Annotated in this window: 20 protein-coding genes; 6 read left to right on the top strand and 14 right to left on the bottom strand. The window is 74.7% G+C overall.

Features of this window, described 5'->3' with window-relative positions; translation table 11 throughout:
• Positions 1-5: 5 nt before the first annotated feature.
• The 12 genes from ftsZ to mraZ all read right to left on the bottom strand — a co-directional run bounded on the left by ftsZ (position 6) and on the right by mraZ (position 15,142).
• The gene (gene ftsZ, locus GA0070622_RS11470; RefSeq protein ID WP_091573285.1) at positions 6-1,121 is read right to left on the bottom strand and encodes a cell division protein FtsZ; all 1,116 of its coding nucleotides are present in this window, start codon (positions 1,119-1,121) and stop codon (positions 6-8) included.
• Between the two features lie 245 nt (positions 1,122-1,366).
• Positions 1,367-2,185 carry a cell division protein FtsQ/DivIB gene (locus GA0070622_RS11465; protein ID WP_091573284.1) on the bottom strand — a complete coding sequence of 273 codons (819 nt, stop codon included), beginning with the start codon at positions 2,183-2,185 and terminating at the stop codon, positions 1,367-1,369.
• Entirely contained in the window at positions 2,182-3,663 is a 1,482-nt protein-coding gene (gene murC / locus GA0070622_RS11460) for a UDP-N-acetylmuramate--L-alanine ligase (RefSeq protein WP_091573283.1), read from the bottom strand. Before murC ends, GA0070622_RS11465 begins: the two co-directional genes overlap by 4 nt.
• A gap of 31 nt (positions 3,664-3,694) precedes the next feature.
• On the bottom strand, positions 3,695-4,801 hold the full coding sequence (gene murG, locus GA0070622_RS11455) for an undecaprenyldiphospho-muramoylpentapeptide beta-N-acetylglucosaminyltransferase (protein ID WP_091573282.1): 1,107 nt from the start codon (positions 4,799-4,801) through the stop codon (positions 3,695-3,697).
• The gene (locus tag GA0070622_RS11450) at positions 4,801-6,216 is read right to left on the bottom strand and encodes an FtsW/RodA/SpoVE family cell cycle protein (protein WP_172968085.1); all 1,416 of its coding nucleotides are present in this window, start codon (positions 6,214-6,216) and stop codon (positions 4,801-4,803) included. The genes murG and GA0070622_RS11450 overlap by 1 nt, the downstream gene beginning before the upstream one ends.
• A 237-nt stretch (positions 6,217-6,453) precedes the next feature.
• A complete protein-coding gene (gene mraY / locus GA0070622_RS11445) occupies positions 6,454-7,584 on the bottom strand; it encodes a phospho-N-acetylmuramoyl-pentapeptide-transferase (protein WP_091573281.1) in 1,131 nt (376 codons plus the stop codon).
• Complete coding sequence (locus GA0070622_RS11440; RefSeq protein ID WP_091573280.1) at positions 7,581-8,990, bottom strand: UDP-N-acetylmuramoyl-tripeptide--D-alanyl-D-alanine ligase; 1,410 nt, start codon at positions 8,988-8,990, stop codon at positions 7,581-7,583. Before GA0070622_RS11440 ends, mraY begins: the two co-directional genes overlap by 4 nt.
• Positions 8,987-10,549 carry a UDP-N-acetylmuramoyl-L-alanyl-D-glutamate--2,6-diaminopimelate ligase gene (locus tag GA0070622_RS11435; RefSeq protein ID WP_176710447.1) on the bottom strand — a complete coding sequence of 521 codons (1,563 nt, stop codon included), beginning with the start codon at positions 10,547-10,549 and terminating at the stop codon, positions 8,987-8,989. The genes GA0070622_RS11440 and GA0070622_RS11435 overlap by 4 nt, the downstream gene beginning before the upstream one ends.
• Positions 10,550-10,601: 52 nt before the next feature.
• Positions 10,602-12,812 carry a peptidoglycan D,D-transpeptidase FtsI family protein gene (locus GA0070622_RS11430; RefSeq protein ID WP_091573278.1) on the bottom strand — a complete coding sequence of 737 codons (2,211 nt, stop codon included), beginning with the start codon at positions 12,810-12,812 and terminating at the stop codon, positions 10,602-10,604.
• A 3-nt stretch (positions 12,813-12,815) separates the two neighbouring features.
• Positions 12,816-13,400, bottom strand: coding sequence for a cell division protein FtsL (gene ftsL, locus GA0070622_RS11425; protein WP_091573277.1), 585 nt, complete (start codon positions 13,398-13,400; stop codon positions 12,816-12,818).
• Positions 13,397-14,506, bottom strand: coding sequence for a 16S rRNA (cytosine(1402)-N(4))-methyltransferase RsmH (gene rsmH / locus GA0070622_RS11420; RefSeq protein WP_091577194.1), 1,110 nt, complete (start codon positions 14,504-14,506; stop codon positions 13,397-13,399). Before rsmH ends, ftsL begins: the two co-directional genes overlap by 4 nt.
• A 204-nt stretch (positions 14,507-14,710) precedes the next feature.
• A complete protein-coding gene (gene mraZ, locus GA0070622_RS11415) occupies positions 14,711-15,142 on the bottom strand; it encodes a division/cell wall cluster transcriptional repressor MraZ (protein ID WP_073831045.1) in 432 nt (143 codons plus the stop codon).
• A 356-nt stretch (positions 15,143-15,498) separates the two neighbouring features.
• Between mraZ and GA0070622_RS11410 the strand changes: the two genes are divergently transcribed.
• Genes GA0070622_RS11410 through GA0070622_RS11395 form a run of 4 tightly spaced genes read left to right on the top strand, consistent with a single transcriptional unit; the run spans position 15,499 to position 18,934 of the window.
• Positions 15,499-16,746, top strand: coding sequence for a MurT ligase domain-containing protein (locus GA0070622_RS11410; RefSeq protein WP_091577191.1), 1,248 nt, complete (start codon positions 15,499-15,501; stop codon positions 16,744-16,746).
• Positions 16,736-17,458, top strand: coding sequence for a type 1 glutamine amidotransferase (locus GA0070622_RS11405; protein ID WP_091573276.1), 723 nt, complete (start codon positions 16,736-16,738; stop codon positions 17,456-17,458). Before GA0070622_RS11410 ends, GA0070622_RS11405 begins: the two co-directional genes overlap by 11 nt.
• On the top strand, positions 17,455-18,171 hold the full coding sequence (locus GA0070622_RS11400; protein WP_091573275.1) for a TVP38/TMEM64 family protein: 717 nt from the start codon (positions 17,455-17,457) through the stop codon (positions 18,169-18,171). The genes GA0070622_RS11405 and GA0070622_RS11400 overlap by 4 nt, the downstream gene beginning before the upstream one ends.
• Before the next feature lies 1 nt (position 18,172).
• Positions 18,173-18,934: a phosphotransferase gene (locus tag GA0070622_RS11395; protein WP_091573274.1), complete on the top strand. Its 762-nt coding sequence runs from the start codon at positions 18,173-18,175 to the stop codon at positions 18,932-18,934.
• 779 nt (positions 18,935-19,713) lie between these two features.
• Here the strand turns inward: GA0070622_RS11395 and GA0070622_RS11385 are convergent.
• Positions 19,714-20,370, bottom strand: coding sequence for a response regulator (locus GA0070622_RS11385; RefSeq protein WP_091573273.1), 657 nt, complete (start codon positions 20,368-20,370; stop codon positions 19,714-19,716).
• A complete protein-coding gene (locus GA0070622_RS11380; RefSeq protein ID WP_091573272.1) occupies positions 20,367-21,560 on the bottom strand; it encodes a sensor histidine kinase in 1,194 nt (397 codons plus the stop codon). The genes GA0070622_RS11385 and GA0070622_RS11380 overlap by 4 nt, the downstream gene beginning before the upstream one ends.
• Before the next feature lie 132 nt (positions 21,561-21,692).
• On the opposite strand from GA0070622_RS11380, the gene GA0070622_RS11375 reads away from it, so the two are divergent.
• Together GA0070622_RS11375 and GA0070622_RS11370 are read left to right on the top strand one after the other, a co-directional pair.
• Positions 21,693-22,598 (top strand): ABC transporter ATP-binding protein, encoded by a 906-nt coding sequence (locus GA0070622_RS11375; protein ID WP_091573271.1) that lies wholly within the window; start codon positions 21,693-21,695, stop codon positions 22,596-22,598.
• Positions 22,598-23,389 carry an ABC transporter permease gene (locus GA0070622_RS11370; RefSeq protein ID WP_218012429.1) on the top strand — a complete coding sequence of 264 codons (792 nt, stop codon included), beginning with the start codon at positions 22,598-22,600 and terminating at the stop codon, positions 23,387-23,389. Before GA0070622_RS11375 ends, GA0070622_RS11370 begins: the two co-directional genes overlap by 1 nt.
• The last annotated feature ends 9 nt before the right edge of the window (positions 23,390-23,398 follow it).

Genomic DNA, 23,398 nt, shown 5'->3' with positions numbered 1-23,398 from the left:
GCGGCTCAGGACCCGTTCTTGAGGAAATCGGGCACGTCGACATCGTCGAAGAGCACCCGGCGCGACGGCTGCTGCGGGGCCGGCATGGTGGCCGGCGGGCTCACCGGCGCGTTCGACTGCGCCGGCGGGTTCTGGTTGCTCTTGCGCGGCGGCTCGACCGCCTTGTACGCCGGAGCGCCCCCGTCGAAGCCGGCCGCGATCACGGTCACCCGCACCTCGTCGCCGAGCGCGTCGTCGATGACCGCGCCGAAGATGATGTTCGCGTCCGGGTGGGCCGCGTCGGTGACCAGCTGCGCCGCGTCGTTGATCTCGAACAGGCCGAGGTCCGAGCCGCCGGCGATGGAGAGCAGCACGCCCCGCGCGCCGTCCATGCTCTGCTCCAGCAGCGGGCTGGAGATGGCCGCCTCGGCCGCCTCCACGGCGCGGTTCTCGCCCCGGGCGCTGCCGATGCCCATGAGCGCGCTGCCGGCGCCGCTCATCACGCTCTTCACGTCGGCGAAGTCCAGGTTGATCAGACCCGGCGTGGTGATCAGGTCGGTGATGCCCTGGACACCGGAGAGCAGCACCTGGTCCGCGGTGCGGAACGCGTCCATCATGGAGATGTTGCGGTCGCCGAGGGCCAGCAGCCGGTCGTTCGGGATGACGATGAGCGTGTCGCACTGGTTGCGCAGCTCCTCGATCCCCGCCTCGGCCTGCACCTGGCGGCGCTTGCCCTCGAACGAGAACGGCCGGGTGACCACGCCGATGGTGAGCGCGCCGAGCTTGCGGGCGATGTTCGCCACCACCGGCGCGCCGCCGGTGCCGGTGCCGCCGCCCTCGCCGCAGGTCACGAAGACCATGTCGGCGCCCTTGAGCACCTCCTCGATCTCGTCCCGGTGGTCCTCGGCGGCGTTCTTGCCGACGTCCGGGTTGGCGCCGGCACCCAGCCCCCGGGTCAGCTCCCGGCCCACGTCGAGCTTCACGTCGGCGTCGCTCATCAGCAGCGCCTGCGCATCGGTGTTGATCGCGATGAACTCGACGCCCTTGAGCCCAACCTCGATCATCCGGTTGACGGCGTTCACGCCGCCACCCCCGATGCCGACGACCTTGATGACCGCCAGGTAGTTGTGCGGAGGTGTCATCTCCGGTCCTTTCCCTTCGAGATTGGCATGGGCCGACCCCACACGGCTTGGCCGGACCAGCGGCGGAGCATCTGCCCTGAACTCTCCGACGGCTGAACCCTCACCCTCTACTAGAGGCTTAGGGCTATGTCAACCACTGATCTCTTCGGGGCAACGTATGCGCCGCCGCGCCAGGAGCCAAGGACCCTTCCGGCGTGTCGCCGACCGAGCGACCCGGGACACAAGAGCCGCTCGCCGCACCGGGGCTACTGGAACGTGACCACGTCCGGGGCGCTGACGTCGATCCGGTCGGCCCGGCGCCCCAGCAACGCGGTGGCCACCGTGGACTTCTCCGGGCCGCGCGAGGCGTCCCCCCAGAACACCTCGCGGTCGCCGCGCAGCAGCAACGTGATCCGGGCCAGCCCGGCCACGTCGACCGCGACCAGCTCCGCGCGCAGCTTCGGACCGAGCGCGGCCAGCACCGCCAGCCCGGCCCGGGTGCCGGGGTCGTCCGGGCCCGGGCGCGCGACCCGGACCAGCGGCAGCCCCGCCGGCGCCTGGTCCAGGTGCTGGAAGACCACACCGGAGTTGTCGACCACCGCGAACCGCTCGCCCTGCGGCACCGCCGCCACCGGCACCCGCTCCTCGACCCGGATCACCAGCGTCCCCGGCCAGTCCCGCTCCACCGTGGCCCGCGCCACCGGCGGCAGCGCGCCCACCCGGCGCGCGGTCGCGGCCAGGTCCACCCGGGCCAGCGGCGCGTTGTCCGGCACCGCCGCGGCGTCCCGGATCTCCACCGGCGTGACCGTGCGGGCGCCGACCACCCGGACGTCGCGCACGCCGAACAGGCCGGTGCCGAGCACCGTCCAGGCGACCAGCCCGGCGACGGCCGCCACCGCGGCGGCGACCGCCCAGGGCAGCGCCGCCCGCATCCGCCGCTGCCGGGCCCGGGCCATGAAGCGACGGGTGGACGGCGGCACCGCGTCCGCGCCGGCGCGCACCAGCTGCCAGCGCCGGACCGGGCTGCGCCGCCCCGACCCGCCGTCCTGACCGGAGGTGCGGCCGCGGGCCGGCCCCGGGCTCATCCGGCGGTGGCCGCCGCGCCGTCCGGGTCGACGCCGGCGCCCAGCGCCGCGGCGCCTCCGGTGCGCGCCAGCAACGCGTCCAGCAACTGGTCGCCCATCAGCGAGATCGGCGGCGCGCCCATGGTCACCACCACGTCTCCGGTGCGGGCCCGCCGGGCCACCTCGGCCGGCACGTCGTCCCACGCCTCGACGAACACCTTGTGCCCGGCCGGCAGCGGCACCGCCTCGATCAACGCGGCCGAGCCCTCGCCGGGCCGGCGCATCTCGCCCGGGCCGAACACCTCCAGCAGCACCAGCTCGTCGGCGATGCCCAGGGCGGCGGCGATCTCCGCCTGCAGGTCCCGGGTGCGATAGAGCCGATAGGGCTGGAACACCACGATCAGCCGTCCGTCGCCGGCCACCTCGCGCAGCGTCTGCAGGGCCAGCGTCATCGAGGTCGGGTGGTAGGCGTACTCGTCGTAGACCAGCACGCCGTCCGCGACGCCCTTGCGCTCGAACCGCCGCCGCACGCCGGGGAACGCGCCGAGCGCGGCCTCCGCCGCCGCCACCGGCAACTCCAGCAGGTACGCCGCGAGCACCGCGGCGGCGCTGTTGAGCGCCATGTGCCGCCCCGGCATCGGCAGCCGGATCTCGCCCAGCGACCGGCCCTCGACCTCGGCCAGGTAGCGCACCCCCTGGGCGGAGGAGGTGACGTCGCTCATCCGCAGGTCGGCGTCGGCGGACTCGCCGTACGTCCACACCCGACGCCCCTCCGCCCGCAGCGTCTCGGCCAGCCGCCGGCCGCCCGCGTCGTCGGCGCAGGTGACGACGAACCCGTCCGGGTCGGTGAGGCGGGCGAACTCCGCGAACGCGGCCTCCAGGTTGGCCAGGTCGCCGTACGTGTTGAGGTGGTCCGCCTCGATGTTCGTGATGATCGACACGTACGGGCGGTAGATGAGGAAGGAACGGTCGCTCTCGTCCGCCTCGACCACGAAGTGCTCGCCGGTGCCGTGGTGCGCGCCGGAGCCGACCTCGGAGATCTCCCCGCCGATGACGAAGGACGGGTCGGCGCCGGCCTGCTGGAGCACCATGGTGACCATCGACGTGGTGGAGGTCTTGCCGTGCGTGCCGGCGACCGCCACCGTGCGCCGGCCGGTCATCGCCGCCGCCAGCGCCTCGGAGCGGTGCAGCACCCGCAGGCCCCGCCGGCGCGCCTCGACCATCTCCAGGTGGTCCTGCGGGATCGCCGAGGAGTAGACGACCGTGTCCACCCCGTCCAGGTTGGCCGCCTCGTGCGTGGAGTGGATCGTCCCGCCCAGCGCCCGCAGGCCGGCCAGGGACGGCCACTCCCGCAGCTCGCTGCCGGAGACCGGCAGGCCCCGGGTGAGGAAGAGCCGGGCCAGGCCGGCCATCCCGACCCCGCCCACCCCGATCAGGTGGATCCGGCCCAGGTCCTCCGCGGTCGTCGTGCCGGCGGGCGTGAACTGCGCGGTGTTCATGAGAGGTACCTTCCCGTCGCGGCGCGGCCCATTACCGGCCCACCGCCTCGTAGACGAAGTTCAGCAACGCCACGTCCCCGTCACGCCGGCCGTACGCGGCCGCGGCGTGGCTCATCGTCCAGAGCCGCTGCGGGTCCCGGATCAGCGGGATCACCGTGCGCTCCACCCAGGCCGGGGTCACCTCGGCGTCGTCGACCAGCAGACCGCCGCCGGCCTCCACCACGGGCAGCGCGTTGCGCTTCTGCTCCTGGTTGCTGTGCGGGTAGGGCACGTAGATCGTGGGCAGGCCGATCGCGGCGACCTCGGCGCAGGTCATCGCGCCGCCCCGACCCAGCATCAGGTCGGCCGCCGCGTAGCCCAGCTCCATCTCGGACAGGTAGGGCAGCGTCACGTACGGCACCGGCAGGTCGGTGGGGACGGAGACCGGCTCGTTGCGGGCGCCGATCACGTGCAGCACCTGCACGCCGTTGCGGGCCAGCTCCTTCGCCGCGCCGGACACCGCCAGGTTGATCGAACGGGCGCCCTGCGAGCCACCGGCCACGAAGAGCACCGGCAGGTCGGGGCGGAGCCCGAAGTGGGCGCGGGCGGCGTCGCGCAGGGCGGCCCGGTCCAGCCCGGCGATCCCACGGCGCAGCGGTACGCCGACCACCCGGGCGTCGCGCAGGGCCTCGGCCTGGGCCGGCTGGTGCGGGAAGCCCACCGCGACGTTCTTGGTGAACTTCATGCCGAGCCGGTTCGCCACACCCGGCGGCACGTTGACCTCGTGGATGACGATCGGCAGGTCGCGGCGCCACGCGGCCAGGTAGCCGGGCACCGAGACGTATCCGCCGAAGCCGATCACCACGTCGGCCTGGACCTCGTCGATCACCTTGCCCGCCGCGCGGGCCGCCTTCCACATCCGGTCCGGCGTGCGCACCAGGCTCATGTTGACCGACCGGGGCAGTTGGTAGGCCGGGATCTGGCGCAGGTCGTAGCCGGCCGGCGGGATCAGCTCGTTCTCCAGGCCCTTGGGTGTGCCCAGACACGTGATCCGGACGCTCGGGTCGTGTCGGCGCAGGCAGTCGGCGAAGGCGAGCAGCGGGTAGATGTGCCCGCCCGTACCCCCTCCGCAGAGCACCACCGAACGCAGCGGACCCATCAGCGTCTCCTCTCGCTCGCCGAGCCGGCGCGCGCCCGGTCGGGCCGGGCGCCGCGCGGCGCGGCCTGGTCGTCCTGCCGTCGCTGCCGGGACCGGGGCACGGACCCACGGTCCGCCGGGGGCGGCGCCGGTCGACGGCGCCGGCCGGGAAGCGGCGGCAACGGGGCCCACACTAGTCGGACCCATCGGGCCGGTGGACGGGCATGCAGGGCGCGGGCCGCGTCCGGCTCGGCGCGGGCGAAGGAGGCGAGCATGCCGATCGCAGCCAACGTCACCACCAGGGCGCTGCCGCCGTCGGAGATGAACGGCAGGGGTACGCCGGTCAGCGGCAGCAGGCCGGTCACGCCGCCGATGTTGATCACGGCCTGGCCGACCAGCCAGGCGGTCACGCCGGCGGCGGCGAGCCGGCGGAACGGGTCCTCGACCCGGCGGGCGATCCGCATCCCGGTGTACGCGAGCACGGCGAACAGCGCCAGGATCACGGTGCAGCCCACCACGCCCAGCTCCTCGGCGACGATGGCGAAGATGAAGTCGTTGTGCGCCTCGGGCAGGTAGTTCCACTTCAGTGAGCTCTGGCCCAGGCCGACGCCGAACCAGCCGCCGTTGCCGATCGCGTAGCGGGCCTGCACGAGCTGGTAGCAGTAGTCCAGCTCCTGCTCGAAGCAGGTCTTCGGGGACGGCGGGTCGAGCCACATGGTGAGCCGGCCGAGCCGGTAGTTGTCGGCGTCCCGCGAGCCCGAGCCCGCGCCGAGCGAGGCGGCGGCCACCAGCAGGCCGATGCCGGCCAGCCCGATCGCGGAGAGCGCGGCGAAGACCCGGCCCCGCACGCCGGCCGCCCACAGCAGCCCGACCACGAGCGCCAGCAGGCAGAGCATGCTGCCCAGGTCGTTGAAGCCGACCAGCACGAACAGCAGACCGACCACCGGGAACAGCGGCGTGGCCAGTTCCCGCCACCAGCCCAGCGCGGCGCCCTTGCGGGCCAGCACGTGCGCCGCCCACAGCACCAGCGCGAACTTCGCCACCTCGACCGGTTGCAGCGAGATCGGGCCGAGGGAGAGCGACAGGAGTTCGGCCTTCAACGGCCCGATGGACGCCACCCCGAACAGCGATTCCAGCGCGACGAGCAGGTTGAGCAGCAGCATCAGCGCCACCGCCACGCCGAGAGCCGGGCGGCTCACCGCCCGGAACGTGCGTGCGGGCAGCCGCTGACAGGCCCAGAACGCGCCGATGCCGATCACCGCGAAGACGGCCTGCTTGGTCAGCGACGCCGACGCGTCGCCACCCTCGGCGAAGTCCTTCACGCTGGTCGCGGAGAAGACCATGGTGAGGCCGATCAGCAGCAGCAGGCCGGTGCTGGACAGCAGCAGGTAGTAGGAGGCGAGCGGGCGGGCCAGCAGGCCGCGCAACGCGGCCAGGCCGCCGGCCGGATCCCAGCCCGCCGCGACGGCCGGTGGATCGGCCGGCGGCGTGGCCGCGGGCGCGCGGCGGGTCGGCGGGTCGCTGCTGGCCTGGATGTCTCGTCCCTCCCCCACCCGCCCATCATGGCGGCTCGACCCGCCCGCCCGTGGCGCAACCGCCCGGTCGGCGTGTCGGAACTGAAGGAAGGGCCCCTTCTTAACAGACGTCTGTTAAGAAGGGGCCCTTCCTTACACCTAGCTGACCGCGGCGAGGAACTCGCTGTAGAACAGGCCCAGCGCGATGGCCACGCCGATCCCGGCGATGATCCAAAACCGGACCACGATGTTGACCTCGCTCCAGCCGGCCAACTCGAAGTGGTGCTGCAGCGGCGACATCCGGAACACCCGCTTGCCGGTGGTGCGGAACGAGATGATCTGGATGACCACCGACATCGTGATGATCACGAACAGGCCGCCCAGGATCGGCAGCAGCAGGACGGTCCGGGTGGACATCGCCATGCCGGCGATCAGGCCACCCAGCCCGAGCGCACCGGTGTCACCCATGAAGATGCGGGCCGGCGAGGTGTTCCACCAGAGGAAGCCGACGCAGGCCCCGGCCGCCGCGCCGGCGATCAGCGCGATCTCCAGCGGGTCGCGCACGGTGTAGCAGTATTCCCCGGCCGGGTAGTTCGGGTCCGCACACCAGTGCCGGTACTGCCAGAACGCGATCAACGCGTACGCGGCGAGGACCATCACCGAGGCGCCGGTGGCCAGGCCGTCCAGGCCGTCGGTGAGGTTGACGCCGTTGGTCGCCGCCATCACCACCATGATGATGACGATCACCGCGCCGATCTTGCCGATCTCCAGCGCCGGGATGTCCCGGATGAAGCTCAGCGTGGTGCTGCCCACCGTCTCGGTGTTGGTCGCGTTGCCGCCGGCGTCGGTCATGCTCGACGGGAAGTAGACCGCCACCGCGCCGAAGACCGCGCCGACCAGGATCTGCCCGGCCAGCTTGCCCCGCTTGTTGAGGCCGCCGCTGTGCCGCTTGCGGACCTTCAGGAAGTCGTCGATGAAGCCGACCGCGCCGGAGAACACCATCAGCCCCAGCAGCACCAGCGCCGTGATGGTCGGCTCGACCTGCGCGATCTGCGCGTCCGGCAGCGTGGTCAGGGCCAGGTGCCCGGCGACGTACGCGATCACCGTGGCCAGGATGAAGACCACGCCGCCCATGGTCGGCGTGCCCTTCTTGCCCTCGTTGCTGGCGAGTCCGAGGTTCGATCGGATCGGCTGGCCGGCCTTCAGCCGGGCGAACACCTTGATCGCGATCGGGGTGCAGAACAGCGAGATCAGGAACGCGACCCCGATGGCGACGATGACCGCCCTCATGCGGCGCCGCCCTCCGTCCCGTCCGCAGCGGCGTCCGCGCGCAGCGCGTCGGCCACCTCCCAGGTCCGGTACCGGGAGCCCTTCACCAGCACCACGTCGCCCGGACGCAGCTCGCTCCGCAGCACCTCGACGGCCGCCGCCTGATCGGTGAGCAGCACCGACTCTCCTCCCCAGTTGCCTACCGCTGTCGCGCCCTCGTGGATCGGCGCCGCCGGCTCGCCCACCACGAGCAGCCGGTCCACTCCCAGCTCGGCCGCGAGCCGGCCGACCTGCTGATGTCCCTCCCGTTCGAAGTCGCCCAGCTCGGCCATGTAGCCGAGCACCGCGACGGTACGCCCCTCGCCGCGCATGCTGGCCAAGGCGCGCAGCGCCACGCCGGTCGAGGCCGGGTTGGCGTTGTACGAGTCGTCGATCAGCGTCACGCCGTCGGAGCGTTCGACGACGTCCATCCGCCGGGTGGAGACCAGACCCAGCTCGTTCAGCGCCGCCGCCAGGTCGGGCAGCGGCAGGCCCAGCTCCCGGCCGACCGCCGCGGCCGCGAGGGAGTTGGACACCTGGTGCCGGCCGGTCAACCCGAGCCGCACCGGGGCGCTGCCCTCCGGGGTGACCAGCGTGTACGAGGGCCGTCCCCGGCCGTCCAGCGTCACGTCCACGGCGCGCACGTCGGCGTGCGCGGACTCGCCGTAGCGGACCACCCGGGCCGGCGTCCGCGACGCCATCGCGTCGACCCGGGGGTCGTCGGCGTTCAGCACGGCCAGCCCGTCGGCGGGCAGCGCCTCGACCAGTTCCCCCTTGGCCAGCGCGATGGCCTCCACCGAGCCGAACTCGCCGAGGTGCGCCACCCCCACGTTGAGCACCACCGAGATCCGCGGCGGCACCACGTCGCACAGGTAACGGACGTGGCCCACCCCCCGGGCGCCCTTCTCCATCACCAGGTAGCGCGTCTCCGGCGTGGCCTGCAACGCGGTGTACGGGTGCCCCAGCTCGTTGTTGAACGATCCGGGCGGCGCCACGGTCGGGCCGAGCCGGACCGCCAGCTGGGCGATCAGATCCTTGGTGGTGGTCTTGCCGGAGGAGCCGGTCAGCCCGATCACGGTCAGTTCGGGCAGCCGGTCGACCACGGCGCGGGCCAGCCGGCCCATCGCGTCGAGCGCGTCGTCGACCAGCACCATCGGCACGCCGGGCACCTCCCGGGTGCCGAGCACGGCCACCGCGCCGGCCTCCACCGCGCCGGCGGCGTAGTCGTGGCCGTCGACCCGCTCGCCGGGGAAGGCGACGAAGAGCCCGCCCGGCGCCACCTTGCGGGAGTCGAACTCCACCGTCCCGGTGACCCGGGCCTCCGGGTCGGCGCCGGTCAGTCGACCGTCGACCGCGGCGGCCACCTCGGCCAGCGTCAGCGGGATCATCGCCGACCCACCAGGTCACCGAAGCGGGCGCGCAGCGCCGCCGCCAGCTCCACCCGGTCGTCGAACGGCAGCACCTCGCCGCCGATCTCCTGGCCACGCTCCTGGCCCTTGCCCAGCACCGCCACCACGTCACCCGGTTCGGCCACCCGGACCGCCTCCTCGATCGCCGCCCGCCGGCCGGGCACCTCGATGATCCGGGCCGGTGCGGCGGCGGCGTACGCGCCGGCCAGCACCTCGGAGCGGATCAGGGCCGGGTCCTCGGTACGCGGGTTGTCGTCGGTCACCAGCACCACGTCGGCGCCCCGGGCGGCCACCTCGCCCATCACCGGGCGCTTGCCCCGGTCCCGGTCGCCGCCGGCGCCCAGCACGCAGACCAGCCGGCCGTCGGTCAGGCCGCGCAGCGCGGTCAGCACCGCCTCGATGGCGTTCGCCTTGTGCGCGTAGTCGACCACCCCGCGTACCGGCGCGTCGCCGCTGACCAGCTCCAGCCGGCCGGGCACGCCGCCGCAGGCGGCCACGCCGCGCGCCGCGACAGCCGGGTCGACGCCGGCGGCGACCAGGGTGGCGACGGCCAGCAGCGCGTTGGCCACGTTGTGCCGGCCGGGCAGCGCCACGGCGGTGGGCAGGGTCAGCCCGTCCGGGCCGTGCAGCGTGAAGCGCTGGGCGTAGCCCTCCCCGTCGATCCCGTCGGCCCACCAGGTGGCGGTCGGGTCGCCGGCCGCCGAGTAGGTCACGGTCTCCGGCTTGTGCAGCGGTCGCAGCGCCGGGTCGTCGTGGTTGAGCACCTCCACCCGGCAGCGCCCGTCGAAGAGGCGGGCCTTGGCGGCGAAGTAGTCCGCCTCGTCGGCGTGGAAGTCCAGGTGGTCGGAGCCGAAGTTGGTGTAGCCGCCGACGTCGAACCGGACCCCGCCGACCCGGCCCATGGCGAGCGCGTGGCTGGACACCTCCATGACCACCGCGTCCACCCCCCGCTCGCGGGCCACCGCGAGCATGGCGTGCAGGTCGGTGGCCTCCGGGGTGGTCCGGACGCTGTCCACCACCAGGTCACCGAGGCGGGTCTCCACGGTGCCGATCAGGCCGGTGGTGTGCCCGGCGGCGCGCAGGCCGGACTCGATCAGGTAGCTGGTGGAGGTCTTGCCGGCGGTGCCGGTCACCCCGATCACGGTCAGCCCGGCGGTCGGGTCGCCGTAGACCATGGCGGCGACCTCACCGAGCGCGGCCCGGGGGTCGTCGACGACCAGCACGGGCAGCCCGGCGTCGGCGGCCAGCGCCACGCCGGCCGGGTCGGTCAGCACGGCCACCGCGCCGGCAGCGGCCGCGGCGGCGGCGAACTCCGCGCCGTGCCGGCGGGCGCCGGGCAGGGCGGCGTACAGGTCGCCGGGACGGACCTCCTGGCTGGCGTGGGTGACGCCGGTGACGGCCGGCTCGGCGGCGGCCTCCGGCGGCGTCAGCGCCAGTCGGGCGGCGAGGTCGCCGAGCCGGACGGGACGCACGGTGGCGGGACGTGGATTGCCGGGCACGGCGTCAGACCCTACCCGGTCGTCCGGTTCCGACCGCACAGCCGCCCCGGTGGTTCGTCGCCACTCACCGATGATGTCCCGCCGTGCCGGCTCAGCGCGGAAAGACCTCGAACTTCGGGGACTTGTCGGTCAGCGACGGCGGCACCCGGTAGTGCCGGAGCGTGTAGCCCATCATCTCCCGGAACGCCGGCGCGGCGACCGCGCCGCCCCCGCCGCCGGGGCTCCAGACGAAGACCGCCACCACGTAGCGCGGGTTCTCCGCCGGGGCCATGCCGATGAACGACCCGACCTCGCCGGGCTGCTTCTTGCCGTTGTCGTAGCGCAGGCCGGTGCCGGTCTTGCCGGCCACCCGGTAGCCCGGCACCGCGGCGGCCAGGCCGGTGGCCGACCCGTCCGGGCCGTCGACCGTGGTGACCGCCTCCATCATCCGCCGCAGGTCGGCCGCGTTCGCCGGGCTGAGCACCGAGCGGGTGGTCGGGGCGGCGCCCGGGGTCCGCCGGCCGTCCGGCCCGACCGTCTCCTTGATCAGGTGCGGCTGCACGTACGTCCCGTTGTTGGCGATCGCGTTGTACGCGGCGGCCATCTGCAGCGGCGTCGCGTCCACGCTGTGCCCGATCGGCACCGACCCCCACGCCGAGCCGCTCCACTGGTCGGCCGGGAGCAGCCGGCCGGGCGCCTCGCCCGGCAGGCCCTCACCGGTCGCCTGGCCCAGCCCGAACCGCTTCTGGTAGTCGATCAGCCGGTCCTTGCCCAGCTTCTCGGCGATCTCGATGGTGCCGACGTTGGACGAGAAGGCGAGCATGCCCGGAATGCTCATGGTTCGGCCGTTCGCCTTGTGGGTGTCCTGGAAGGGCACTCCACCCCGGACGATGACGTTCGGCACGGGGAGCGTGGTGTTCGGCGTGATCACGCCCTCCTGGAGCGCCGCGCCGAACGTGATCGCCTTGTGGATCGAACCGGGGTCCACCACGAACGTGGTGGCGGCGTCGTCCCGGTCCGACGGCGAGTCGACCTTGCCCGGGTCGGCCGCGTTGTAGGTGGGCTGGCTGGCCTGGGCCAGCACCTCACCGGTCGGGACGTCGATGATCACGGCCGCGCCGACGCTGCCCTTGGCCTGGGCCATCTGCTTCGCCAGGATCCGCTGGGTCATGAACTGCAGGTCCCGGTCGATGGTGAGCCGCAGGGAGCTGCCCGGCTTCGGCTGGGTGGTGCGGCTGTAGCCGCCCGGGATCGGCGCGGCCAGGTCGCCCAGGCCCACCTCGTAGGTGCGCTTGCCGGCCTGCCCGCGCAGCACGTCGTCGTACTTCGCCTCCAGCCCCTCCAGCCCGTTCATGTCCTGACTGACGAAGCCGATCAGGTTGGCGGCCAGGTCGTCGCCGGGCACCTCGCGCCGCTCGTCCCGGTGCACGTTGATGCCGGCCAGGTCCAGCGCCATGATCTGCTTGGCCCGGCCGATCTCGACACCGCGCGCCAGGTAGACGAACTGCGACGGGGTGTCGGTGCCGGGCAGGGTGCGCTTGCGCATCTTGTCGGCCAGTTCCGAGGCCGGCACGCCGAGCAGCGGGGAGAGCAGCCGCGCGGTGGCGAACCGGTCCTTCACCCGGGTCGGGTCGGCGAAGACGTACCGGGCCTCGACGCTGTGCGCCAACGGCTCGCCGGCCCGGTCGAGGATGGCCCCGCGCGGCGCCGGCAGCTCGACCACGGCGAGCCGGTTGGGCAGGCCGCCGTCGGCGTACGCCGGGGTGTCCACGGTCTGCAGGTAGACCAGCCGGACGCCGATGCTGGCGAACAGCGTCAGCGCCAGCACGGTGCCGAGCCGCAGCCGACGGCCCGCGTCGCCCAGCCGGGGCGGGCGGCGCGGCTTGCGCACCGGCCGGCGGGCCGCCGGGCGGCGCGGACCGGGCCGGCGCCGTGGCGGCGGGCCCTCGTCCTCGTCGTCGAACGGTTCGCGGGCGGAGCGGTCCGCGACGGTCCGGACCACGCCGGCGCGGCCGCCCGGCGTGGTGGTGCGGCGGCCGGCGCGGGCCGGCTCGCCCGCCGGCGCCGGCTCCCGGCGGCCGGCCCGCCCGGCCCGACCGCCGTCGAGCACCTGCAACGCCGGCCGGAACGGGTCGCCGGACCGGCTGCTGCGGGGGGTACGACGCTGCTCGGCGCCGCCCTCCCGGATGGTGCGCCCGCGCGGCGTGTAGGCCCGGGCGTCGGAGATGCCCCCGACGCCCGGCTCCCGTGGCTCGGCCCCCCGCGACGAGCCGCGCCGGGAGCCCGTGGCGTCCCGGCGCGGTTCCTCCGACCTCGGTGGCACTGCTCAGCCTCCGTTGCCCTGCTGGCTGGTGACCGACGGGGCACCCTCGGCGGGGTGCGGGACGCCGATCGTCTTCCCGTCCGGCAGCCGGATGTAGGCCGGGTCCTCCGACTCGACCAGGCCCAGCTTGCGGGCGTTGGCGGTCAGGTTGCCGGGATCCTTCTGCTCGGCGATCTCCTTGTTCAGCTGCTGCTCGTCCACGTCGAGCTTCGCCTGCTGCTGCTGGAGCTTCTCCAGCCGGAAGGCGTTCTCGTTGATCTTGGTGTTGATCGCCAGGATGCCGAGCACACCGCCGACCACGAGCACCAGGATCAGCCCGACGAACGGCGCCCGCGGCACCCGGATCGGCGGCGGCGGGGCGACCCGCAGCCGCGGGGTCGTCGCGCCGGTGGTCCGGGTGCGTTCGGCCGGCCGCAGCGCGGCGCTGCCCTGGGTCGGGAACTCGCGCGCCCCCCGGGCGCGAGTCCCCTCCCGGCGGTCGGTCACCGCCGTCGTGTCCCGCGTGGTGCGCTGCGCCGTGGTCCGGCCCCCCGACCGCGGTGCGCGCTGCCCGACGGCGCCCCGGCCGTCGCGCTTCTCGACGTTCATGTCCCCTCCCCCTCTTCGTCCGTCCCGTTCCCGTCCCCCGGGGTCGACCGCGGGTCCGTTCCGGACCCCGGTGACCCCGCCCCCGGTTGGTGCATCGCCTTCGCCCGGCGGCGGTACCGTTCGCGGTCGGTACGCCCCTGCCGGGTCGCCTCCGGATCGAGCCGTTCCGCGGCCCGCAGCCGCACCGAGGCGGCCCGCGGGTTCGCGGCCACCTCGTCCTCCCCGGGAAGCTCGGCGCCCCGGCTCAGCAGCCGGAACGTCGGGCCCGACCCGGGCAGTTCGACCGGGAGGTCGACCGGGCCCTTGCTGCGGACCCGGTCGGCGAGCGCCTGCTTGGTGAGCCGGTCCTCCAGCGAGTGGTAGGACAGGACCACCATGCGGCCGCCCACGGTGAGCTTGTCCAGAGCGGCCGGCAGCGCCGTCTCCAGCGCTGCCAGTTCTCTGTTTACCTCGATCCGTAAAGCCTGAAACGTTCTCTTTGCCGGGTGTCCGCCGGTTCGTCGGGCCGGTGCCGGAATGGCGTCCCGGACCAGCTCGGCCAGCCGGGCCGAGGAGGTGATCCGGGTGCGCTCCCGTTCCCGGATGATCGCCGAGGCGATCTTCCCGGCGAACTTCTCCTCGCCGTACACCCGCAGCAGCCGGGCCAGATCCGGGTGGGAGTAGGTGTTGACCACCTCCTCGGCGGTCACCCCCCGGGTCTGGTCCATCCGCATGTCCAGCGGCGCGTCCTGCGCGTACGCGAACCCGCGGTCGGGCGCGTCCAGTTGCAACGACGAGACGCCGAGGTCGAACAGCACCCCGTCGATCGCCGGGTAGCCGAGCCGGTCGAGCACCTCGGGCAGCTCGTCGTAGACGGCGTGCTCCAGGTGGATCCGGTCGGCGAACCGGGCCAGGCGGACCCGCGCGTGGGCGAGTGCCTCGGTGTCCCGGTCCAGGCCGATCAGCACCGTCTCCGGGTGCGCCGTGAGCACCGCCTCGGCGTGCCCGGCCAGGCCGAGCGTGGCGTCGACGTGCACGGTCCGGCCGGGGCGGCCCAGCGCGGGGGCCAACAGCTCGAGACACCGCTCGAGCAGCACCGGCACGTGCGTGCCGCGTAGCTCCCCCATCTCGACCCCCACCCGTTCGTCAACCGTTTCCGTCACGTGTCCGTCGTCGCCACGACGCCTCGCCATACCGCCAGATCCCCATCCGCTCCCGCCCGCCGGAGGCCGCGGCCCTCCGTGTCGGATCGTGCGCCTGGCACCGGGGAAGGGGTGCCAGGAACTCGAAAGCGGCTGGAGATCTCGCAGTACGTCGGGCGCCGTCACGCCCTACAGACCGCCGGGCAGCACCCCCTCCTCGATGTCGGCGAAGTCGTCTTCGCTCTCCGCGAGGTAGGCCTCCCAGGCCGCCCTGTCCCAGATCTCCACCCGGGTGCTCGCCCCGATCACGACCAGGTCCCGGTCGAGGGCCGCGTACGACCGAAGGTGACCGGGAATGGTGACCCGCCCCTGCTTGTCGGGCACCTCGTCGTGCGCGCTGGCGAAGAAGACCCGGCTGTAGGCCCGGGCCGCCTTGCTGGTCATCGGCTGCGCGCGCAACTGGTCCGCGATCCGCTGGAACTCGGGCATCGGGAAGACGTAGAGGCAACGCTCCTGCCCTTTGGTGATCACGACACCCCCCGCCAGCTCGTCCCGGAACTTCGCCGGCAGGATCAACCGGCCTTTGTCGTCCAGGCGCGGAGTGTGGGTGCCGAGGAACATCGGCCCAACCCCCTCGCCCTGAGCGGCGTTCGCGGCGCCGCTGACCCCCCGGGCCGGTGTGGCCCTCCCGGCCTCACCATCGCGCCCCACTCTACTCCACTTCCCTCCACCTGCAACCAGAATCGCCCGTCCGGCGTGGCGTGTCCGCGCGCAAAACCGCACGTCAATGCGGGTGGGGCGGAGTGGAGGGGGTGGCGGCCCCCTCGGCGCGGTCCGCTACCCGACATCGACCGCCGCCGTCCGGGCGAGCGCGGCCCGACCGTCCGCCGCGCGGTCCCCGGCCGAACGGTTCACCGTCGGCGGCGATCTGGCGGGGGCCGTGGTCCGGTAACCTCGCTCGGGTGACGGACGCGAAGATGCCCTTGCGGGCAAAGGTGGCCAGCTCCGTGTCGCGCACCGCCGCGGCGCTGTCGCGGGCCGCGGGCCGGGGCGACGGCTCGGTGATCGGCGGCTGGATCGGCCTCAAGATCGACCCCGACCTGCTCGCCCACCTCTCGACCGGGCGCGCGATCGCGCTCGTGTCCGGCACCAACGGCAAGACCACCACCACCCGGCTCACCACCGCCGCGGTCGGCGTGCTGGGCCGGGTCGCCACCAACTCCTTCGGCGCCAACATGCCCACCGGCCACACCTCGGCGCTGGCCAAGGCCGGCAGCACGCCCTACGCGGTGCTGGAGGTGGACGAGCACTACCTCGCCCAGGTGCTGGAGGCCACCGAGCCGCACGTGGTGGCGCTGCTCAACCTCTCCCGCGACCAGCTCGACCGGGCCAAGGAGGTCGCCATGATGGCGCAGCTCTGGCGCGCCGCCCTGGTCCGGCACCCCGACGTCCGGGTGGTCGCCAACGCCGACGACCCGATGGTGGTCTGGGCCGCCTGCCCGCCGGCCGACCCGGCGCAGGGGCACGTGCCGCCGCACGTCACCTGGTTCAGCGCCGGCCAGCGGTGGCACGACGACTCGTGGGTCTGCCCCGAGTGCGGCTCCACCATCCAGCGCTCCGGCGAGCAGTGGTGGTGCACCGGCTGCCCGCTGCGCCGCCCCGAGCCGCAGTGGACCGTCGAGGACGACGGCGTGCTCGACCCCACCGGCGCCTGGCACAAGATCCAGCTCCAGCTCCCCGGCAAGGTCAACCTCGGCAACGCGGCCACCGCCCTGGCGGTCGCCGCCGAGTTCGGCGTACGCCCGGTGGACGCGGTCTCCCGGCTCGGCTCGGTCACCTCGGTGGCCGGCCGCTACGCCCAGGTCGACCGGGACGGGCGCAACATCCGACTGCTGCTGGCCAAGAACCCGGCGAGCTGGCTGGAGGCGTTCGACATGGCCGACGTCGCGCCGACACTGCTCTCCATCAACGCGCGCGACCCCGACGGGCTGGACACGTCGTGGCTCTTCGACGTCGACTTCTCACCCCTGGCCGGCCGCCAGGTGCTGATCACCGGCGACCGGGCGTACGACCTGGCGGTGCGACTCGACGTCAACGGCGTGCCGTTCCGGCACGTGCGCACGTTCGACGAGGCGGTCCGCGCGGTGCCGCCGGGCCGGCTGGAGGTCATCGCCAACTACACCGCCTTCCAGGACATCCGAGCGGAGCTGGACCGTGTCAACTGAGAGCCTGCGCATCGTCTGGATCTATCCCGACCTGCTGTCCACCTACGGCGACCGTGGCAACGCGCTGATCCTGGCCCGCCGGGCCCAGCTGCGCGGCATGCCGGTCGAGGTGCTGGAGGTCCGCTCCGACCAGCGGCTGCCCGCCACCGCCGACATCTACCTGATCGGCGGCGGCGAGGACGGCCCGCAGGCGCTGGGCGCCCAGCGTCTGATCGCCGACGGCGGCCTGCACCGCGCGGTGGCCCAGGGCTCGGTGGTGTTCGGGGTCTGCGCCGGCTACCAGCTCCTCGGCACCTCCTTCTTCGCCAAGGGCACCAGGTGCGCCGGCCTGGAGCTGCTCGACCTCTCCTCCGACCGGGGGCCGACGCGGGCGGTCGGCGAGCTGGCCGGCGAGGTCGACCCGCGGCTGGGCATCCCGCACCTGTCCGGGTTCGAGAACCACGGCGGGCGCACCCACCTCGGCCCGGGCGTGTCACCGCTGGCCCGGGTCACGGCCGGCGTCGGCAACGACGGCACCACCGAGGGCGCGTGGCGGGGCAAGCTGCTCGGCACCTACTCGCACGGTCCGGCGCTGGCCCGCAACCCCGACCTGGCCGACCTGCTGCTGCGCTGGGCCACCGGCATCCACCAGCTCCCCCCGCTCGACGACACCTGGGCCGACCGGCTCCGGTCCGAGCGCCGCACCGCGGTGGCCGCCGCCGCCCGGGCATGACCGGCGCCGCCCGGCCGGGGCGGCGACCGGTGGCCCGCCGGCTCGTCGGGTTGCTGCGGCAACCGTCGGCGCGCCGGTTCGGGCTGCTCCTGATGCTGCTCGCCGGGTTCGGCGTGACGCTGCTGCTGGTGCCCCGGCCGGACCCGGCCGAGCTGCCCCGGCTCGCCGACGCGCTCGGCGGCTACGGTCCGGTGGCGGCCGTGGTCGGCGGTGCGCTGCTGCTGGTGGCGCTGGTGCCCCGCACGTTCGTGACGCTGGCCGCGGGCGCGATCTTCGGTCCGGTGCAGGGCCCCGCGTACGCGCTCGGCGCGGCGCTGCTCGCGGCGGCGCTCGGTTTCACCGTCGGCCGGCTGCTGGGCCGCGACTTCGTCGCCGAGCGGGTCCGCGGCCGGCTGGCCCGCCTCGACGGTTGGTTCGCCCGGCAGAGCGTGTTCGGGGTGATCACCGTCCGACTGCTGCCGATCGCCGGCTTCGGGCTGGTCAGCTACGGCTACGGCACGACGGCGGCCCGGATCCTGCCGTTCCTCGCCGGCAGCGTGATCGCCTCCGCCCCCACCGCCATCGGCTACGCCGCGATCGGCGCGGCGGTGAGCAGTCCCGGTTCGATCAACTGGTACGCGGCCGCGCCGGCCAGTCTCGGCCTGATCGCCAGCGTGCTGATCATCCATCGGTGGTGGCGGGCCGAACGGCAGCGCCGGATCGGCCCGAGCTGACGTGACCGGCTCCGGCGAGATCCTGCCCGGCGGCTTCGTCGCCGAGGTGGTCCGCGTCGGTGACACGGTCCGCCGGACCCCACCGGCCGACGCCGCGTTCGTCGCCGCGCTGCTGCGCCACCTGGCGGCCACCGCGCCCGGGGTCGCGCCCGCGTACCTCGGGGTGGACGAGCGGGGCCGGCAGGTGCTGTCCCACGTCGAGGGCCGGGTGCCGTGGCGCGACCGGGAGGACCCGGCATTCTTCACCGACGCCGCGCTGACCCGGCTCGCCGGGCTGGTCCGGTCGCTGCACGACGCCTGCGCCGGCACCGACCTGGCCGCCGGCGCGGAGACGGTCTGCCACCGGGACCTGTCGCCGAAGAACACGGTGTACCGGGACGGCCCGGACGGTCCGGTGCCGGTGGCGCTGCTGGACTGGGACCTGGCCGCGCCGGGGCGGCGGATCGAGGACGTGGCGTTCGCCGGCTGGCACTGGGCCACCCTGGGCGGCGACGCCGACCCGGCCGAGCTGGGCCGCCGCTGCCGACTGCTCTGCGACGCCTACGAGGGGCCGGCCGGCCGGCTGCTCCCCCGCGACGAACTGGTCGGTGTCCTGCTCGACCAGGTCGAGGGCACCTGGCGCGGCATCGCCGCCGGCGCCGACCGGGGCGAGCCCGCCATGCGCCGGCTGCGCGCCGCCGGCGTGGTCGAGACGGTACGCGGCTGGCACGACTGGCTGCGCCGGCACCGGCCGACGGTCGAGGCCGCGCTCTTCACGGGGTGAGTGCCCCGGCACGGCGGGCCAGCGGCCCGGCACCGCTCCCCGGCTTCCGGTAGCTGGCCGGCCCCGGCCACGCCGACCCCCGGCCACGCCGACCCCCGGCCACCGGACGCCGGCCACCAGACGCCGGCCACCAGACGCCGCAACCAGGCGCCGGCCCTGCCGTGTCGGCCCCCGGCCACGGGGCGCCGGCCCCCGGCCACGGGGCACCGGGCACCGGGCACCGGGCAGCGGGCACCGGGCAGCGGGCACCGGGCACCGGGCACCAGTAGCCGGGCACCGGCCACCGGTAGCCGGCCCGTCACCTCCGCAACGCCTTTCGAGCTGATATCAGAAACGACTCGGGGCACCGGTGCCCGCCCACTCCGGGAACGCGTGAGTCGTTGACGACATCAGCTCGAAAGGCACCGTGACAGCATCTGGTGGCCGCCCGGTCGACGCTCACCGGCGAACACGTCGCCGACTACGTCAGGGCCTGTCCCGAACCGACGACTGTCCAGGTAGCCGGCCAGCACCCGGTCCACCCCGACGGCGCCGCCCGGCCGCCCCACCGACGGCCGGACCGCCGGACGGCCGGACCGCCGGACCGCCGGACGGCCGGACCGCCGGACCGCCGGACTGCCGGTCGGCCGGTGCAGGTCACCGGACGCGCCGAGGCGAGCAGCTCACCCACCCGGCGCGGTCGGCGCCCGGCCGGCGGGCACCACCGACGTCCCGCGTCCGCTCGGCCGCCCGGAGCGACGGCAACCGCGTGGGCGCTCGCGCCACCCGGCGGGATCCGGTCAGCGGGGTGGGACGACCAGGCCGGCCTCGTAGGCGGCGATCACCAGATGCACCCGGTCCCGGGCGGCCAGCTTGGTGAAGAGCCGGGCCACGTGCGCCTTGGCGGTGCCCGGGCTGATCACCAGCTCCGCCGCGATCTCCGCGTTGGACAGCCCGCGCGCGACCAGGCCGAGCACCTCCCGCTCCCGGTCGGTGACGCCGGGCAGGGCACGGCGGCGGGGCGCCGGGGCGGGTTGGCGGGCGAACTCGGCGATGAGCCGCCGGGTCACCCCCGGCGCGATCAACGCGTCGCCGGCCGCCACCACCCGCACCGCGCCCAGGATCTCCTCCAGGGCCATGTCCTTGACCAGGAAGCCGCTCGCGCCGGCGCGCAGCGCCGCGTGCACGTGCTCGTCGTCGTCGAAGGTGGTGAGCACGAGGACCCGGGTGGCTCCACCGGAGGCGACGATGTCCCGGGTGGCCGCGATCCCGTCGGTGCCGGGCATCCGCAGGTCCATCAGCACCACGTCGGGCGCCAGCTCCCGCGCCGACCGGACCGCCTCCGCGCCGGTGCCCGCCTCGCCGACCACCACCAGGTCCGGCGCGTCGGCCATGAGCACCCGCAGGCCGGCCCGCACCAGCGGCTGGTCGTCGACGAGGAGCACCCGGATCGTCATGCCGGACCCACCGGCAGCACCGCGGCGACCCGGAAGCCGCCCTCCGGTCGTGGCCCGGCGGCACACCGGCCACCGAGCAGCGCGGCCCGCTCCCGCATGCCGACGATCCCGTGCCCGTCGCCGCCGACCGGGCCGCCCCGCCCGTCGTCGACCACCTCGACGCGTACCCCGTCCGGCGCGTGCCGCACGGTCACCCGGCACCGGTCGACCCGCGCGTGGCGTACCACGTTGGTCAGCGCCTCCTGCACGATCCGGTACGCGGCCAGTTCCACCTCGGCGGGCAACGGCCCCGGCTCGCCGTCGACGGCGAGCGTCACCCGTACCCCGGCGTCGGCCGCGGCCGCGACCAGCCGGTCCAGGTCGGACAGTCCGGGGGTGGGGTCCAGCGACGCCGCAGGGTCGTCGGGGCGGCGCAGCGCGCCGAGGGTACGGCGGAGCCCGGCCAGCGTCTCCCGGCTGGTCGTCTCGATGGTGGTGAGCGCGGCCCGCGCCTGCGCGGGTTGGGTGTCGATGACCCGGGCGCCCACGCCCGCCTGGATGGCGATCACGCCGATGCTGTGTGCCACCACGTCGTGCAGCTCCCGCGCGATGCGGAGTCGTTCGGCCGCGACCGCCTCGGTGGCCGCGTGGGCCCGCATCTGCTCGGCGTACGCGCGACGGGCCAGCACCGAGTTGCCGGCCACCCAGGCGGCCAGGACCGCCGGGACGGAGAGCGTGGCCCGGTCCACCGCGTCGGCGGCCGGGTTCACGAAGGCGGCGGCCACCTGCACCAGGAGCACCATGACCGCCGCGGGCACCGACACCCGACGCGGTGCGCGGGCCGCGACCACGCCGAGCATCACGTCCACGACGAGGAACTGGAGGTACCAGAGGCCGTTCAGGTAGCCCTGCTCCCACGCGTTGGTGGTGGCGGTGACCAGCGACGCGCCGGCGAGCATGAGGCCGAGGGCGAGCAGCGGCCGGCGACGCAGCAGGCCGGCGGGGAGCAGCACCACCAGGACCGGCGCGAGGTAGCGCAACGGGAGCACCGGCACGCTGTGGTCGGGGGTGGGCACGACCAGCACCGGTCCGCCCGCGCCGGAGGTGGCCGCGAGCAGCAGCGCCACCGGCAGCAACGCCACCGCGGACCAGATCAGGACCGTCCGCACCCGTCGGGCCACGACGCGCGGACGCGGGACGACCGCCTCCATGGACCCACCGTAGTCAGCGGCCGGTGTCCCGGTCATCGGCCGGCGGGCGTACGCCCGGGGGCGGGTGTCGCGGGGCCGGGTGTGGTCCCCGGCACGACGACCCGGCGGGCGGGACGCGGGAGCGTCGAGGCCATGATCGAGCTCAGGGACCTCACCAAGCGGTACGGCGGGACGACCGCCGTCAATCGACTGACCCTCACCGTCCGGTCCGGACACGTCACCGGATTCCTCGGCCCGAACGGCGCCGGCAAGTCCACCACGCTCCGACTCGTCCTCGGCCTGCACCGGCCGACCGGCGGCGCCGCCCTGGTGGACGGGCGGCCGTTCGCCGGCCGACCACGCGGGCTGCGGTACGCGGGCGCGCTGCTGGACGCCGGCGACGTGCACGGCGGGCGCAGCGCCCGGGCGCACCTGGCGGCGCTGGCCCGCAGCAACGGGCTCCCCCGGGCCCGGGTGGGCGAGGTGCTGGAGCAGGTCGGCCTGGCCGAGGTGGCCCGACGCCGGATCGGCGGCTTCTCCCTCGGCATGCGGCAGCGCCTCGGCATCGCCGCCGCGTTGCTCGGCGACCCGCCGGTGCTGATGTTCGACGAGCCCTTCAACGGCCTCGACCCGGAGGGGGTGCGCTGGGTGCGCGGCCTGTTCCGCCGGCTCGCCGCCGAGGGCCGGACCGTGCTGGTCTCCAGTCACCTGATGAGCGAGGTGGAACAGACCGCCGACCACCTCGTGGTCATCGGGCGCGGCGAACTGCTCGTCGACGAGAGCCTCGCCGCGTTCGCCGCCCGCACCGCCCACGACCGGGTCGTCGTGCGTACGCCAGATCCGGCCGCGCTCGGCGCCGCGCTCGCGGCGGCCGGCGGGGTGGTCACCCGCGACGGCGACGGCCTGACGGTCACCGGCCTGCCCGCCGGGCGGGTCGGTGAGCTGGCTTTCCGGGCCGGTGTCGTGGTGCACGGGCTGCACGCCGGCGCCGCCTCGCTGGAGGAGGCGTTCATGGCGCTCACCGCAGACCGACTCGACTACGCCGCCGGAGGCCGATGATGCGCGCTCGTTTCCGTGACCTGCTCGCCGCCGAATGGATCAAGCTGTGGTCGCTGCGCTCCACCTACGGGGCGCTGGCCCTGATCGCGGTCTCGGCGGTGCTGTTCAGCGCCCGGGCCGCGCTGGGCGACCACCACAACTGGCCGGACTACCCGGCCGATCGGCGGGCCGCCTTCGACCCGATCCACGACGCCTTCCCCGAGGAGGGCTGGCTGTTCGTCGTGCTCGCGGCCGGCGCGGTCGGCGCGGTCATGATCGCCGGCGAGTACGCCAGCGGGCAGATCCGCACCACGTTCCTCGCCGTGCCGGACCGGCGGGCCGTGGTCGCCGCCAAGGTCACGGTGCTCGCCGCCGTCATGCTGGCGGTCGGTGCGGTGGCCGCCTCCGCCTCCTTCTGGGTGTCCCAGACGATCCTCGCCGACCGCGACGCGGGCGCGTCGATCGGCGACCCGGGGGCGTTGCGTGCCGTCGTCGCCTCGACGCTGCTGCTGCCGGTCTGCGCGCTCCTCGGGCTCGGCGTCGGCGCCCTGGTGCGGCACACCGCCCCGGCGATCGTGGTCACCACGACGCTGCTGCTGCTCGCCCCGCTGGCCTTCGACATCGACCGGCGGTGGACCGCGGCGATCCACAACGCGCTGCCGGTGTCGGCCTGGGAACGCCTGGTCGGGAACCCGTACGTGCTGCCGAACCTGCACGTGGCGACCGTGCCCGGGTCATGGGCGGTGTACGCCGCCTGGCCGGTGGCCGCCGCGCTGCTCGCCGCCGTGGTCGTGCACCGCCGCGAGCCCTGATCCGCCGTG

The organism is Micromonospora sediminicola, assembly GCF_900089585.1.
In the GTDB taxonomy this organism is placed as follows: Bacteria; Actinomycetota; Actinomycetes; order Mycobacteriales; family Micromonosporaceae; genus Micromonospora; species Micromonospora sediminicola.
Note: the sequence above shows the minus strand (reverse complement) of the source record. Positions and strands in the feature narration are given on the sequence as shown.

What these genes read in the sequence shown, in the direction of transcription:
- GA0070622_RS11375 (WP_091573271.1), top strand. Translation starts at nt 21,693, where the DNA reads ATGATCGAGCTCAGGGACCTCACCAAGCGGTACGGCGGGACGACCGCC.
- GA0070622_RS11465 (WP_091573284.1), bottom strand. Translation starts at nt 2,185, where the DNA reads ATGAGCCCGGGGCCGGCCCGCGGCCGCACCTCCGGTCAGGACGGCGGG.
- mraZ (WP_073831045.1), bottom strand. Translation starts at nt 15,142, where the DNA reads ATGTTCCTCGGCACCCACACTCCGCGCCTGGACGACAAAGGCCGGTTG.
- ftsL (WP_091573277.1), bottom strand. Translation starts at nt 13,400, where the DNA reads ATGAACGTCGAGAAGCGCGACGGCCGGGGCGCCGTCGGGCAGCGCGCA.
- murC (WP_091573283.1), bottom strand. Translation starts at nt 3,663, where the DNA reads ATGAACACCGCGCAGTTCACGCCCGCCGGCACGACGACCGCGGAGGAC.
- rsmH (WP_091577194.1), bottom strand. Translation starts at nt 14,506, where the DNA reads ATGGGGGAGCTACGCGGCACGCACGTGCCGGTGCTGCTCGAGCGGTGT.
- ftsZ (WP_091573285.1), bottom strand. Translation starts at nt 1,121, where the DNA reads ATGACACCTCCGCACAACTACCTGGCGGTCATCAAGGTCGTCGGCATC.
- mraY (WP_091573281.1), bottom strand. Translation starts at nt 7,584, where the DNA reads ATGAGGGCGGTCATCGTCGCCATCGGGGTCGCGTTCCTGATCTCGCTG.
- GA0070622_RS11380 (WP_091573272.1), bottom strand. Translation starts at nt 21,560, where the DNA reads ATGGAGGCGGTCGTCCCGCGTCCGCGCGTCGTGGCCCGACGGGTGCGG.
- GA0070622_RS11400 (WP_091573275.1), top strand. Translation starts at nt 17,455, where the DNA reads ATGACCGGCGCCGCCCGGCCGGGGCGGCGACCGGTGGCCCGCCGGCTC.
- GA0070622_RS11410 (WP_091577191.1), top strand. Translation starts at nt 15,499, where the DNA reads ATGCCCTTGCGGGCAAAGGTGGCCAGCTCCGTGTCGCGCACCGCCGCG.
- GA0070622_RS11440 (WP_091573280.1), bottom strand. Translation starts at nt 8,990, where the DNA reads ATGATCCCGCTGACGCTGGCCGAGGTGGCCGCCGCGGTCGACGGTCGA.
- murG (WP_091573282.1), bottom strand. Translation starts at nt 4,801, where the DNA reads ATGGGTCCGCTGCGTTCGGTGGTGCTCTGCGGAGGGGGTACGGGCGGG.
- GA0070622_RS11370 (WP_218012429.1), top strand. Translation starts at nt 22,598, where the DNA reads ATGCGCGCTCGTTTCCGTGACCTGCTCGCCGCCGAATGGATCAAGCTG.
- GA0070622_RS11385 (WP_091573273.1), bottom strand. Translation starts at nt 20,370, where the DNA reads ATGACGATCCGGGTGCTCCTCGTCGACGACCAGCCGCTGGTGCGGGCC.